We start from the raw sequence: 12988 nt of genomic DNA, 5'->3' as shown, positions 1-12988 counted from the left end.
AACCGTGCCGCTGAACCGCACGTTCTGGGCGAAGATACCGGTCGGTCACGCGCTCGGAAGTCGGAGGCTGACGTCGGCCCCTCCAGCCTCGTTTTCGTCGATGTCGAACTCCCCGTCGTAGGCGTCGACGATCCAGCGCACGAGCCACAGTCCGATTCCGCTCGCGTGGTCGAGCTGTGTGATCGACGTTTCCCCGAGTACGACCTCCCGTTCGTGTTCCGGAACGCCGGACCCGTTGTCACTGACCGTGAGGACGACCGCTCCGTCACCCCCCGCTGTGACCGACACTGTCACGCGCGGTGTGCTATCCGGTGCGTGGACGACCGCATTTTCGAGCAACTCCGTGAGGGCTGCCGAGATGTACTCGCCAGCCAGCACCGACTGGCTCTCGGGCAGATCCGTCTCGAACGTGGCCTGCGGGAACTCCTCGCGAATCTCAGCGACGCACTCGTCGACGACCGCCGTGATGTCCATCGCGCGCCGGTCCGGTTCCTCACCGATGAGCGTCTGGAGGATCCGGATCTGTTCGTGGGTATCGGAGAACGTCTCACCCGTCCGCTGGACCGCTGCCGCGATCTCTGCAAGTTCCTCGTCGTCGGATGCGTATCGCTCTAGCCGTCCGGCATGTGCGTACAGCACCTGTGCTTCCGAGCGGAGGTTGTGGCGAACGAGTCGCGCGAGCACCGAGAGCTTTTCGCGCTCCTGTGCCAGTTCCTTCGCCCTGATCCGGCGGACGTCGTTGACCCCGATCAGGACGTGTGCGACTGCGCTGACGCCGACGACGACCGCCCCGGAAAACACCGGGTTCGGCGGGGGGCTTCCGACGGCAGTCTGATACATGTAAAACAGCAAAATGGCGGCCCCGAGAACGACGATTCCGAGGCTGTTCCAGCCAGCGATCCGACTCGCCTGTGACCCCGTCACGTCCGACCGGTAGATGGCGATTCCGGCGATTAACAGTGCGGCCCCGATGAGCGTGCCGAATCCGGCCAGCAGCAGCCCCGCAGTTGGAAGCGACCGGGTGACGATATTCCCACCCATGATACCGATGAGTACGGCCCCACTGGCGCTGATGAGTCCACACGCGCCGAGTCGCTGTGGTTCGACCATACGAATGTCTCTTGGGGAGGTGTGTTGAAGATTGTGGGTCGGAGATCAAACGAGCGTTTATACGCGCTGTTTCCGTACGTCCGGGCATGTCACTGGACGTTTCTGTGCCCGACCCGCCCGAGCTCGAAGCGCACGACCCAAACGAGTACGAGGACGCGGAGGTCGTGGGTGACACCGACTATCGTCGCGACGAACTCGAACAGTTCCTGCGCGAGGGCGCGTGGGAACGGGCCTTCGAGCAGTGGGCCGCGGAAACCGACATCGAGGCCGACACCTTCGATATCATCGTGGATCTCGAGATGATCGACCGCTTTGACTTCTTCTGGGACTCGTATGCCGAGCGAGTCGGTTATCACGCGCCGGGGATTCCCGAAGACTGGAAAGAACGCGAGTACCACCCCGACATCGACTCGTGGGGGGTCGCTTCGGGGATCAACGCCGCGATGACGGAACTCGGACAGGTCGTCTGTGACGTGCTCAAAGACGAGTATATCGACTGGGAAACCGAGTACGAGGCTCCCGACGACCTTCCGGACTTTTGAGAATCCCGTTCAGTCTCCGATGTACGTGACTTCGACGCGCTCACCGAACTGCCCGGTGTCGGAAACCGGGTGGTAGGGGCCGTCGGTCTGACTCGTTCCCGGCAGATACGGCCCACGGAAGTCGAACTCCTGGTTCCCGTTTGTGTCCCGGTGGACGACGATCCGGATCTCCGTATCCTCTGTTATCTCGCCGTACTGGAGCGGTATCTCTACCCCCGTCTGGCTGTTGACCGAGTCGTGTGGCCCCGGCGGGAGATACTCGGTGTGGCCGAGCAGGGTTCCGTTGACCCCTTCGTCGGCATCGTCGTAGACGGCGATGAAGCCGCCGTCGGACAGGTCTGCCCCTTCGATCCGAACCGAGTCACCGGCCGAGGTTGCCTCGGTGATCGAAAGCGTCGCGACGGGTGCGCTGAGCAGGATGAAGACCAGATACGCGATAGTCAGCATGACCGTCGCGTGTTTCACGCCGTCGCGCAGGGATCCCTCACCGAGTTGCCCAGCGATAAGTCCAGCACAGAGCGCCTGAAGCAGCGCCGCGTGGAAAAATATCAGCGTGTAACTGGCCGCGTTCACCTCGGCAAAGCGGCTGAATGCGTCGACGTTCGTGCCGAGGCGGTTGACCTGATTCTCCCCCGGCGTCGGCACTGCCGCGGGAAGGCTGGGGACGAGCACTTCCGTGACAGCCATGATGATGACCAGAAAGACGAAAAACGAGACGTAGATGACCACGAGATAGGTGAACATCTGCTGGCGGCGTGCCCGACGGAGGTTGACCTCGGCTCGGGCCTGCTCTGAGGCGATGCGCAGAACCGGCCCCATGTTGCCGCTCGCGCGCATCGCGTTCGTCAACAGCATCACCACGCGGGTTATCGCTGTCGTCCGAACGCGTCTCCCAAAGCGGATCAGGGCGTCGCTGACGTTCGAGCCGTACTCGATATCCCGCCAGATGCGGTCCACCTCGGGCGTCAGGACGCCGAGGTCGCTTCCACGGACGCGACTGATCCCCTCGACGACGGACATCCCTGCCTCGTTGAGGCTCGCTAACCGTTCGAGCAGTTCGGGTATCGCCGCCTCTATCTTGTCGATGCGACGCTTGTAGAACTGCCGAACGACGCCGTAGGTCACCAGCACGAACAGCGCAGACTGGATGATGAAGTCGTCGAGCATGCGCACCGCGATGCCGTCTGCCTGAAACGCCGCTGGCGCTCGGACGAGCAGGACAATCGCCGCGACTGGAACGGCCAGCCACAGCACCTTCGGCGGGGCGCGCAGAAACGTCTGAAGTGGGTTTCGCAGGCCGCGTCTGATGCGCTCGACCCTGTCGAACTGGGCCAGCACCTGTCTGTTCTCCCGGTCGGCGTCGTGAGCGAGGCCGCCGTCGGGGAGGCGACGACTTGCCCCCGTGACCGAGCGTGTCGGCGTCGCTATCGTCATCTGGTCGAGGATTGACTTGCCGCTCCGGCGAGCGATTCCGAGCAGGTCGAGCTTCTGCTGGAGATACACCGCGAAGCCAGCGTTTCCGAGCGGGATCACGAGATAGACGAGCAACTGCAGTATCCAGAGCGTGTCCGTGACCGTCAGCCCGAACACCAGCAGGATTGTGATCAAAAACAACATCCCGGCGACGAGAATCGTCACGTACGCCTCCGCGAGGGTCGCGAGCACCTCCAGAATGTCTTCCTGTCGAGTCTCTGCTTCCTCCTGGAACCGCTCGTACTGGTCTTCGAGAAACGCCGAGAGGTCGCTGCCGCTTTGCAGGATGCTCGTGAGGTTCTCGGAGAACGTCTTGAACTGCTCGCTCGGCGTCCGGCGTGACATTCGCCGGAGTGCGGTTATCATGTCCCGTCCGAACAGGTCCATCTCGCGGACGGTGATGCTCATCTCGTTTGCCGTCTCGCCGTAGACGCTGCGGTATTCGGTTAGCGTTCGAAGGATCTCCGGGAACTCCATCCCACCGCGGGACAGCGCGTACATGAACGCGGCGGTTCGTGGCATCCCCTCGTTGATCGCGCGCCGCCGAACCTCCGCGTCGCTCGCCGGGACCTGCCAGCGGAGCACGTACGCGAGGACGGCGACGACGACACCGATGGCAACTCCACCGCCTGCGATCACCAATCGCCGCGTCGAATCAGATATCTCGAAGACGTAGTTCGGATGGATTCCGAGTGGTGCGGTCATCGTCCGCGGAAGCCCCGCGAGCGCCTGCACGAGCGGTTCGAAGATGGCCAGCAGACCGACGATGAGATACCCTCCGGCAATCGCCCCGGCGACGAACCCAAAGACGGTGTACAGCAGCGACTTCGCCGCGTACGTTCGGTAGGTCGTCTCGATGTACGCTGACTCGATGCGCCGCTCCCGGTCAGCGTTCGCCGAGACGAGTGGGTCAAACAGCACCCGTGCGACCCGCTCGCCCCACCGTCGAATTCCGTGGCTCACCTTCCCCCCAAGCCAGACGATAAGAACAAAGACGACGACGGTCGCTGGCAGGAAAAACACGACGTTCATCGCGGTCGCCCTCCCATCTTTCGGTGGGTGCTGTGGTGCATATCAGGACTCGACGTGCACGTTCTCGCTGTCGATCCGTTCCATGACCTCCTCGGGGTCGGCGTAGTACTTGTTGACCATCGCGGTGAAGCGTCGGTAGTCGGTGATGCCCTTCTGCTGGAGAAACTTCAGAAACCGCCTGCGGTTCCGGAGTTCCTTGAGCAGTTCCGATTGACTCCAGCCTCGTTCTCTTCGGATCTCGTCGAGTAGTTCGGAGTTGCGCTCTGTCCACGAATCCGACTGTGCCCCCCACTCGTAGGTGTTCGAGTAGTCGAGTTCGCCGGTTCGCTGGTCGATCCCTTCGATCTCTGCGAGGGTCTTCGCCCGTCGGACGCGCTCGCCGCCCGAGCGGCCGAGCACCTGCACCCAGAGGATGTCGAGCGACGTGACCATCGGCCGGGGAACGTTGATCGGGTCGTTTTCGAGCCGGTTGATCACCGTCTGAACGCTGTCTGCGTGCATCGTCGAGAACGTCGTGTGACCGGTGTTCATCGCCTGAAAGAGCGTGATGGCCTCCTCGCCGCGGACTTCTCCGACGATGATGTACTCCGGCCGGTGTCGAAGCGCGGAGCGCAGCAGGTCGTACATCGTGATGTCACCCTCGCCGCGCTGTTCGCGAGTCACCGAAGAGAGCCAGTTGTCGTGATACAGCGAGAGTTCCCGCGTGTCCTCGATGCTCACCACCTTCGCCCGCGGCGGGACGAACATCGAGAGGGCGTTCATCGACGTGGTCTTGCCAGCCGCGGTGCCGCCCGCGAAGATCATCGACTTGTTGCTCTCGATTGCGAGCCACACGTACGCGAGCAGTCGCCGGTCGACAGTACCGTAGTTCAGCAGATCGATCGGCGTGAACGGTTCCTCGGCGTACTTTCGGATCGTGAAGGCAGAGCCTTTCGGCGTCACTTCCTCGCCGAGCGCGAGTTCGATCCGCGATCCGTCGGGCAGCGTCGTCGACACGACGGGGTCCGAGACGGAGACGTGTCGTCCGGAGCGCTGGGCGAGTTGGATGACGAAGTTCGCCAGTTCGTCCGGGTCGTAGGTGACGCTCGTCTCGATGTCGGTGTAGTCGTCGTGATAGACGAACACGGGCAGGTTCGGCCCGTCACAGGAGATGTCCTCGATGTGGGGGTCGTGCATCAACGGGTCGAGTCTGCCGTAACCCTGAAACGACCGGTACAGATAGTAAAAGAGCCGATAGAACGTCTCCGGCCCGACGTCGACGCCGTACTCTTCGAGACGGGCGCACAGTTCCTCCTGCAGCGCGACTTCGGGGTCGTCGGCTATCTCCTCGCGGTACAGCAGCGGCCCGCGGATGTCCTCGAACAGCCGATCCAGTAGTTCTCGCTCGAACTCGGAGAGGTCGGGTTCGACCACGTAGTAGAAGTGTTCGGCCTCTTCCGCGTCGTAGTTGATCGAGACGAAGGCGTAGGGAACGTTCACCCAGTAGCGGTCGACCTCTTCGTAGCCATCGAGTCCGTCGAAGCCCACGAGCCGACCGTGTCTGTTGGGGTCGTATTCGGACATCTCAAGCGTCGATCCGGTCAGCGCACGTGCTGTCCGCGAGAGCCACGACCGGAGTCCACCGGTCTGCTCCGACTCGTCTGCGCCCCGCTGTGACGCGGGCGTGCCCTGATCGGCGTGGTCTTGCGCCATCTGTGAGTTGTGTCCCCCGGGTTTGTCAGGGATTGCACAGCCAGGTACTTAAAACGCACCCGGTCGACGTGTCGCGGTCGTTGCATTTCCCGTCGATCTGTTCAGTCTGAATCATCGTCTGTCATTCTGTTCGGCCTGTCGCATCATTTGTCGACCTGCTCGGTCTGCTCCATTATCCGTCGACCTGCTCGGTCTGCAACAACACGACGCCGAACACGAGCAGGAGCACGGTCCCGACCGGCAGCGTGGTGCCAGCGTGATGCTGAAGGAGGAGCCAGAACGCGCCGAGATAGGCCACTCCGGCCGTGAGCAACAGCACTCCGAGCACGCGAACGGGGTCGAATCGGCGGCGCTGCACCCGCTGTTCGTCGACGTAGTACACGAGGCTGAACGCGACCGCGACCAGCACGAGTACCGCGCCGAGCAGCCAGAGATAGGTGACGTAGGTCTCGCCGTCGTAGACCGCAAAGTCGAGAAAGTCCCAGACCCACAGCGGACGACTCCCCCGAATCTCCGTTCCGGGGGTGAAGAGGAGATTGAGCGGGGTGAACCAGAAAAAGACGGCCGTCAGTTCTTCCGTGATGACCGTCACCGACCACGGGACGAGCGCGCACAGCCACGTCGAGAGAACAGCGAGTTCACCGGCGTACTCGGAACGAACCCACATAGTAGCGAGCGCGAGTCCGCTCCTGATAAAACCCACCGACTGATCGCTCCGATGGCCCTGTTCTCTGAAGATCGTCCTGAAGCGCCCTTTGGGCTCGGATTGTCCTGTCTCCCGGCGTTACGTTCATGGCGTCTCGTCCCGTAGATGGACGTAGCGGATGAGGCGTGATCACTTCACACTGACGGCGGACAACACGGACACCGACGACCCCGACCAGCCCACCCTCTCTATCCGGTACGACGGGCCGGAGGAGACACTCACAGCCCAGCTTGGAAGCGAGGATGGGGGGCTGCTTTCGGCCGACGAGATGGATGCGGCGCTCCGACTGCAGGGCTCGGTCGATGCATCCGACGCGACGGGCGTCTTCAGTCTCACCCATCGGATCACCGGCGAGTATCTGATCGAGGCGAACGTGGACGCGACCGAAATCGTCGACCTCGTCGCCGCGACACGAAACGAGTCCGACGACCAGACCTACCAGATCCGGATCGAACGCAACGACGGAGAGACGGTCGTTTACGACATGGACTCGCTGATCGTCTACGACGAGGACGGCGGGTTGCTTCGCCAGTACAGCCTGATCCCGAGCGGCGTGGAACTGTAGACTGGCACGGGGCGAACGGCTACCGACAGGTAACCAGCTTCTTGTGGCCACCCCACGGAACGAAGGTATGAAACAGGCTATTGTCGCGCGCGCAGATCTCGGGATGGGCGAGGGCAAACTCGCCGCGCAGGTCGCCCACGCGTCTCTGCAGGCCTACGAAGACGCGGACAGACAGGCCCAGCGCGAGTGGAAGGGCAGCGGACAGAAGAAAATCGTCCTGCAGGCAAACAGCGAGTCACAGCTGTTCGAGTTGGCCGACCGGGCGGACAAAAAGCGCATCCCGCACGCAATCGTCAGGGATGCGGGACACACACAGCTCGATCCCGGTACTGTGACCGCGCTCGCAGTCGGCCCGGCCGCCGACGACCGGGTCGATGCGGTCACCGGTGACCTCTCGCTGTACTGACTGTCCCGTCCGCTCGAATCCCAGAAGCGATCTGCCCGCCTGCACGAGGTGGGATCCACAATATTTTCATTCCAGAGGAACCGCGGTCTACATAATGGTTCGGCCACCACCGAGCAACAGCGGAGAGCCCGACGCGATAGAGTTCGGTATTGCCGAACTGGACGCCCGCCTCGAAGATGCCGGTATCTCCTTTCCGATCGATGCGGACCAGCTCGCGGAGGAGTACGGCTATCTCACGGTCGACGTCGACGCGTCGGGCCATCGGATCACGCTCGAAGACGCCCTCAGCGAGTGTGACCGACAGCAATTCTCCTCCGAGCAGGACCTCCTGAACGCGCTTCACCCGGTGTTCGAGGCCAAACGCGAGCAGCTCTCGAACAGTCTGTTCGGTCGCCTTCGCGCGCTCTTTCCATTTTGACCTGTCGCTTCTACTCCTCGTCGCTATCGAGTTCGTCCGTGAGTCGCTCGATTCGACGCGTCTGTTCGCGGTTCATCGTGACGATCAGGTCCGAGAGGATGCCGAACATGACGAGTTGGACGCCAAACAGGATAGCGACGCCGGAGGCGAGCGCGACCACCTCGTGGGAGATGCCCTGGCCGAACCACCGCCACAGAACCCAGAGTGCCATCGCGATTCCAGAGAGGATGCTGAGTACACCGATGCTTCCGAAATAGAAGATAGGGTTGTTCGTCCGGGCCATCTGATACAGCGTCAGCAGAATGACGCCGCCGTCCCGGAAGGGTCTGAGGTTCGTCTCGGAATCGCCCGGTCGGGGCTCGTAGGTGATCGGAACGACTGTGGTGGTGACGTTCTGTCGGACACATGCGACTGCCATCTCTGTCTCGATGCCGAACCCGTCTGCCGTGAGCGAACACCGCTCGAAGGACTCGCGGGTGAACGCGCGGTAGCCACTCAAGATGTCCTGCAGGTCCCGGCCGTGAATGAATCGAAACGCGCGGTTGATGATTCGATTCCCGGTCTGATTGAGTCGGCTCATCGCGTCAGGATCCATGTCCGCAAACCGATCGCCGATGACGTGTTCGGCTTCGCCCGACAACAAGGGATCGAGAAGCCGGTTGGCCTGCTCGGGGCGGTAGGTACCGTCCCCGTCGACGAGCAGCACGTAGGGTGCGGTGATCATCTCGACGGCCTCCCTTACCGCCTGTCCCTTTCCGCTCCCGCTTTGCTGTTCGACGCGCGCTCCGGCCTCCCGTGCGAGTTCCGGCGTGCCGTCGTCCGATCCGCCGTCGATGACGAACACGTCGTCGAACCCCTCCGCTCGGAAGCGCTCGACGACGTCCGCGATGGTCTCGGCTTCGTTGTAGGTCGGAACGAGGACACAGACCTCGTCGTGGGCCGCCATTAGAGGAGAGTACATCGGTGCCCGGCAAAAAACCGGGTGATTGCGATTCCCAGGGCTCGACGGTCGGACACACACAAACACAAGCGGTTTGTCCGGGACTCGTCTAGAGCTTTCAGTGACAGACGACGCCGACACGTTCTACGACACGCTCGAAACGCTGGGTCGGCCGGTCGTGACTGCGACCCGGTACGCACAGGAGCGCTCGTGTACGCAGGACGAAGCCACGTCCCGGCTGGACGAACTCGAACGCGAGGGAGTTCTCGAACGACTCGATGTCTCGAACGACCCCGTCATCTGGTATCCGAGCGACTGGGCGCGGATGACCGACCGCGAGCGAATCGTCGTCTTTCCGAACCGGCGAGAGCTGGTCGTCGACCAGCCGACCCAGTTCACGCGGGCACAGCTTTCGCAGTTTGCCCATCTTGTCGAGACGACCGGTTCCGGGGCCTACATGTACGAACTCCGCGAGGAGGACATCTGGCAGGCTCCTGTGGACTCCGTCGAGGACCTGCTCGGAACTGTCCGCGCGACGCTGCCCGAGCGGTATCCCGGTCTCGAAGAGTGGATCGAGAGCCAGTATCGGCGCGCGACCCGATTCACGCTCCGGACACACGAGGAGGGATACACGGTCCTCGAAGCGACGTCAGCGGATCTCATGGGCAACGTCGCCCGGCAGAAACTCGACGACGACCAGCTCCGGGCCAGCATCTCCGAGACCGAAAGCTGGGTCGACGAGGACCGGGTCGCCGAGGTCAAGCGAACGCTGTACGAAGCGGGCTATCCCGTACAGGACGAGCGCTCGCTCGAACGCGGTGACCCGCTCCCGGTCGAACTCGCCGTCGACCTCCGCGAGTACCAGCAAGCGTGGCTCTCGCAGTTTCTCGACGCGGGGTCGGGCGTCCTCGTCGGACCGCCGGGCAGCGGCAAGACCGTGACGGCACTCGCGATTCTCGCGGCGATCGAAGGCGAGACGCTGATTCTCGTGCCCGGTCGCGAACTCGCCGGGCAGTGGCGCGAGCAACTGCTCGAACACACCGACCTCGACCCGGAACAGATCGGGGAGTATCACGGCGGCGAAAAGGAGATTCGGCCGGTCACCATCGCTACCTACCGGACGGCGGGGATGGACCGACACCGCCAACTCTTCGGGAGCCGCGAGTGGGGGCTGATCATCTACGACGAGGTGCATCACATCCCCAGCCCCGTCTACCGACGCAGTGCTGATCTGCAGACCCGACATCGACTCGGACTTTCGTCGACACCGTTGCGGGAGGATGACCGCGAGACGGACATCTTCACGCTCGTTGGACCCCCTATCGGCACCGACTGGGACGCGCTGTTCGATGCGGGCTTCGTTGCCGAACCGGAAGTCGAGATCCGATACGTCCCGTGGGGTGACGACGACAGCCAGAACGAGTACGTGAGCAGCGAGGGTCACGAGCGCCGACAGGTCGCCGCGACGAATCCAGCAAAGATTGCGGAGATCAAAGAGATTCTCAGTGCTGCTGGCGAGAAGCAGGCGCTCGTGTTCGTCGAGTACCTCGACCAGGGACAGCGCTACGCGGACGAACTCGGCGTCCCGTTCGTCAGCGGGGAGATGCCTCACCACCGCCGGGAGAAACTCTTCGAGCAGTTCCGCGCGGGCCAACTCCCGACGCTCGTCGTCTCCCGCGTCGGCGACGAGGGGATCGACCTGCCGAGTGCGGAACTGGCTATCGTGGCGTCCGGGCTCGGTGGCTCGCGGCGACAGGGAACCCAGCGCGCTGGTCGGACGATGCGTCCGACCGGTCGTGCCCGCATGTACGTGCTCGCGACCAGAGGCACACGCGAGGAGGAGTTCGCCCGACAGCGGATGCGGTATCTCGCCGAGAAAGGCGTTAGAGTGACCGAACGAACCGGAGCCACGGCCGAACCCGAGGACGACACGACGAACGAACCCACAGACGGAAGTAGGGTCTCCTCTGACGGGGATGAGCCGATCGAATAGACCGGCACATTCCCACCGATTGAGAACAGGCGAACCGTTGTTTTTGGGGTACATTATATACTCACGCATGGTTGGAATTCGGGCCGAACTCGTCTTTCCGGACGCAGACAACTGCCCGGTTGCGGATACCTCGGCCGAGATCGACGGGGCGGTCACCGACGTGTCGCGGGCGGCGACCGGGAACGGGGAGGTGGTCGAACAGTTCACCGCGAGCGACGCAGGCGAGACGATGGAGGCCGTTTTCGATTACGGCGCAGAGACAGTCTACGAGTTCGAACGCGACGGGGAGCCACAATGTATCTGTGAGGCAATCGAGGACTCGGTCGGTCCGGTCACGGAGACCTACGCTCACGGTGGTGACCTGCATGTGACGCTTCACACGCCGGATATGGACGGACTTCGAGAGGTCCTCGGCTCACTCCAGTCGGAGTTTGGCGACGTTCAGGTCGAGTATCTCGCCCGCGGCCGAGAGGAGCGCGACGAGTCCGAGGTCGTTCCGGTTGATCTCAGGAAACTGACCGAGCGCCAGCGCGAAGTCGTGCGCACCGCCTACCGGATGGGCTATTTCGAGTATCCCCGGGAAGCGAACGCGGGCGAGGTTGCGTCCGAACTCGATATCGGGACATCGACGTTCACCGAACACCTCAACGCCGCGCAGTCGAAACTGCTCGACGAACTGCTCGTCCGGGAGTGAGTGGTTGCGCGACGGTCGAATTGGCTCGGCCAACGCCTCGCAGACAGCGGCAATACACCTGGTTCGGGCAAGCGTTGATATGGACAGGCCACGAGGTGCCGGTGTATGACAGACGACGACATCTACACCGACAGCATCCACGCAGGACAGCAGCCAGACCCGGCAACTGGGTCGCGGGCACCGCCTATCTACCAGACGACATCCTTCGTCTTCGACGACGACGAGCACGCGGCAGAACTGTTCGCGCTCGAAGCGGAACCGATGACCTACGCGGCTGCCTACACGGGCAAGAACATCTACAGTCGGATCATGAATCCGACGACGATGATGCTCGAAAACCGGCTGGCGACCCTCGAAGGCGGGATCGGCTGCATGACAACCGCAAGCGGCATGGCGTCGCTTGACCTCGCCACCTTCCTGCTCGCCGAGAACGGGGACAACATCGTCACCGCCTCCGCGCTGTACGGCGGAACCTACACCTACTTCACTCACACGGCGAGTCGCCGCGGGATCGAAGCCCGCTTCGTCGACACGCTCGATTACGAAGCCTACGAGGAGGCCATCGACGAGGATACCGCCTACGTCCACGTCGAGACCATCGGCAACCCCGCTCTGGTGACGCCGGATTTCGAGCGCCTCGCAGACATCGCCCACGACCACGATGTACCGCTGTTTGTCGACAACACCTTCGCCACTCCCGCGCTGTGTAATCCCTTCGAGCACGGCGCAGACCTCATCTGGCACTCGACGACCAAGTGGATCCACGGCAGCGGGTCGACCATCGGCGGCGCGCTCATCGACAGCGGCCAGTTCGACTGGGCGGCGGGCGACTATCCCGAAATCACCGAGGATAATCCTGCCTACCACGGCATCAACTTCCACGAGAACTTCGGTGAGGCGGCCTTCACCTTCGCCGCGCGCGCCCGCGGACTGCGTGACCTCGGCAACCAGCAGTCGCCCTTCGACGGCTGGGTGACGATGCAGAAGTTGGAGACGCTCCCGCTCCGGATGGCGCGACACAGCGAGAACGCGATGGCCGTTGCCGAGTATCTCGACGACCACCCCGAGGTGTCCTGGGTGAACTATCCCGGCCTCGAATCACACGAGACACACGACAACGCGAGCGAGTACCTCGACGGCGGCTACGGCGGGATGATCACCTTCGGTCTCGAGGAAGGGTACGACGCTGGCAGACAGATGTGCCGCGAGGCCGAACTCGCGAGTCTACTCGCGAACGTCGGCGACGCCAAGACGCTCATCATTCACCCCGCGAGCACCACCCACCAGCAACTCACCGACGAGGAGAAACAGGCCTCCGGCGTGACCGACGACCTCGTTCGGCTCTCGGTCGGTCTCGAAGGCACACAGGACATCATCGACGACCTCGACCAGGCCATCGACGCATCGACCTGAGGCT

The 12988-nt window shown here is 62.9% G+C and carries 12 protein-coding genes; 7 read left to right on the top strand and 5 right to left on the bottom strand.

Annotated elements, in window-relative coordinates:
- Positions 1-45: 45 nt before the first annotated feature.
- On the bottom strand, positions 46-1110 hold the full coding sequence (locus ACMGFL_RS10795) for a sensor histidine kinase (RefSeq protein WP_436935545.1): 1065 nt from the start codon (positions 1108-1110) through the stop codon (positions 46-48).
- 86 nt (positions 1111-1196) lie between these two features.
- Between ACMGFL_RS10795 and ACMGFL_RS10790 the strand changes: the two genes are divergently transcribed.
- Entirely contained in the window at positions 1197-1652 is a 456-nt protein-coding gene (locus ACMGFL_RS10790) for a DUF7992 family protein (RefSeq protein ID WP_436935544.1), read from the top strand.
- A gap of 9 nt (positions 1653-1661) precedes the next feature.
- On the opposite strand, the gene ACMGFL_RS10785 is transcribed toward ACMGFL_RS10790, so the two are convergent.
- The 3 genes from ACMGFL_RS10785 to ACMGFL_RS10775 all read right to left on the bottom strand — a co-directional run bounded on the left by ACMGFL_RS10785 (position 1662) and on the right by ACMGFL_RS10775 (position 6516).
- On the bottom strand, positions 1662-4157 hold the full coding sequence (locus ACMGFL_RS10785) for a type II secretion system F family protein (protein ID WP_436935543.1): 2496 nt from the start codon (positions 4155-4157) through the stop codon (positions 1662-1664).
- 42 nt (positions 4158-4199) lie between these two features.
- Positions 4200-5849, bottom strand: coding sequence for a type II/IV secretion system ATPase subunit (locus ACMGFL_RS10780; protein ID WP_436935542.1), 1650 nt, complete (start codon positions 5847-5849; stop codon positions 4200-4202).
- Positions 5850-6021: 172 nt separating this feature from the next.
- Entirely contained in the window at positions 6022-6516 is a 495-nt protein-coding gene (locus tag ACMGFL_RS10775; protein WP_436935541.1) for a DUF7549 family protein, read from the bottom strand.
- A gap of 157 nt (positions 6517-6673) precedes the next feature.
- On the opposite strand from ACMGFL_RS10775, the gene ACMGFL_RS10770 reads away from it, so the two are divergent.
- The 3 genes from ACMGFL_RS10770 to ACMGFL_RS10760 all read left to right on the top strand — a co-directional run bounded on the left by ACMGFL_RS10770 (position 6674) and on the right by ACMGFL_RS10760 (position 7944).
- Entirely contained in the window at positions 6674-7120 is a 447-nt protein-coding gene (locus ACMGFL_RS10770) for a DUF5793 family protein (RefSeq protein ID WP_436935540.1), read from the top strand.
- A 67-nt stretch (positions 7121-7187) separates the two neighbouring features.
- Positions 7188-7526, top strand: coding sequence for a peptidyl-tRNA hydrolase Pth2 (gene pth2 / locus ACMGFL_RS10765; RefSeq protein ID WP_436935539.1), 339 nt, complete (start codon positions 7188-7190; stop codon positions 7524-7526).
- A gap of 94 nt (positions 7527-7620) precedes the next feature.
- Positions 7621-7944 carry a hypothetical protein gene (locus ACMGFL_RS10760; RefSeq protein WP_436935538.1) on the top strand — a complete coding sequence of 108 codons (324 nt, stop codon included), beginning with the start codon at positions 7621-7623 and terminating at the stop codon, positions 7942-7944.
- A 10-nt stretch (positions 7945-7954) separates the two neighbouring features.
- On the opposite strand, the gene aglJ is transcribed toward ACMGFL_RS10760, so the two are convergent.
- Positions 7955-8890 carry an S-layer glycoprotein N-glycosyltransferase AglJ gene (gene aglJ / locus ACMGFL_RS10755; RefSeq protein ID WP_436935537.1) on the bottom strand — a complete coding sequence of 312 codons (936 nt, stop codon included), beginning with the start codon at positions 8888-8890 and terminating at the stop codon, positions 7955-7957.
- Positions 8891-8978: 88 nt separating this feature from the next.
- Between aglJ and ACMGFL_RS10750 the strand changes: the two genes are divergently transcribed.
- From ACMGFL_RS10750 to ACMGFL_RS10740, 3 genes are all read left to right on the top strand, one after another.
- A complete protein-coding gene (locus tag ACMGFL_RS10750) occupies positions 8979-10877 on the top strand; it encodes a DEAD/DEAH box helicase (RefSeq protein WP_436935536.1) in 1899 nt (632 codons plus the stop codon).
- 67 nt (positions 10878-10944) lie between these two features.
- On the top strand, positions 10945-11571 hold the full coding sequence (locus ACMGFL_RS10745) for a helix-turn-helix domain-containing protein (protein ID WP_436935535.1): 627 nt from the start codon (positions 10945-10947) through the stop codon (positions 11569-11571).
- A 105-nt stretch (positions 11572-11676) separates the two neighbouring features.
- Positions 11677-12984 carry an O-acetylhomoserine aminocarboxypropyltransferase/cysteine synthase family protein gene (locus ACMGFL_RS10740; protein ID WP_436935534.1) on the top strand — a complete coding sequence of 436 codons (1308 nt, stop codon included), beginning with the start codon at positions 11677-11679 and terminating at the stop codon, positions 12982-12984.
- The last annotated feature ends 4 nt before the right edge of the window (positions 12985-12988 follow it).

It is taken from the genome of Halovenus marina (genome assembly GCF_051414115.1).
In the GTDB taxonomy this organism is placed as follows: domain Archaea; phylum Halobacteriota; class Halobacteria; order Halobacteriales; family Haloarculaceae; genus Halovenus; species Halovenus marina.
This window is presented reverse-complemented; position numbering and strand designations above follow the sequence as displayed.

What these genes read in the sequence shown, in the direction of transcription:
- ACMGFL_RS10795 (WP_436935545.1), bottom strand. Translation starts at nt 1,110, where the DNA reads ATGGTCGAACCACAGCGACTCGGCGCGTGTGGACTCATCAGCGCCAGT.
- ACMGFL_RS10790 (WP_436935544.1), top strand. Translation starts at nt 1,197, where the DNA reads ATGTCACTGGACGTTTCTGTGCCCGACCCGCCCGAGCTCGAAGCGCAC.
- ACMGFL_RS10785 (WP_436935543.1), bottom strand. Translation starts at nt 4,157, where the DNA reads ATGAACGTCGTGTTTTTCCTGCCAGCGACCGTCGTCGTCTTTGTTCTT.
- ACMGFL_RS10780 (WP_436935542.1), bottom strand. Translation starts at nt 5,849, where the DNA reads ATGGCGCAAGACCACGCCGATCAGGGCACGCCCGCGTCACAGCGGGGC.
- ACMGFL_RS10775 (WP_436935541.1), bottom strand. Translation starts at nt 6,516, where the DNA reads ATGTGGGTTCGTTCCGAGTACGCCGGTGAACTCGCTGTTCTCTCGACG.
- ACMGFL_RS10770 (WP_436935540.1), top strand. Translation starts at nt 6,674, where the DNA reads ATGAGGCGTGATCACTTCACACTGACGGCGGACAACACGGACACCGAC.
- pth2 (WP_436935539.1), top strand. Translation starts at nt 7,188, where the DNA reads ATGAAACAGGCTATTGTCGCGCGCGCAGATCTCGGGATGGGCGAGGGC.
- ACMGFL_RS10760 (WP_436935538.1), top strand. Translation starts at nt 7,621, where the DNA reads ATGGTTCGGCCACCACCGAGCAACAGCGGAGAGCCCGACGCGATAGAG.
- aglJ (WP_436935537.1), bottom strand. Translation starts at nt 8,890, where the DNA reads ATGGCGGCCCACGACGAGGTCTGTGTCCTCGTTCCGACCTACAACGAA.
- ACMGFL_RS10745 (WP_436935535.1), top strand. Translation starts at nt 10,945, where the DNA reads ATGGTTGGAATTCGGGCCGAACTCGTCTTTCCGGACGCAGACAACTGC.
- ACMGFL_RS10740 (WP_436935534.1), top strand. Translation starts at nt 11,677, where the DNA reads ATGACAGACGACGACATCTACACCGACAGCATCCACGCAGGACAGCAG.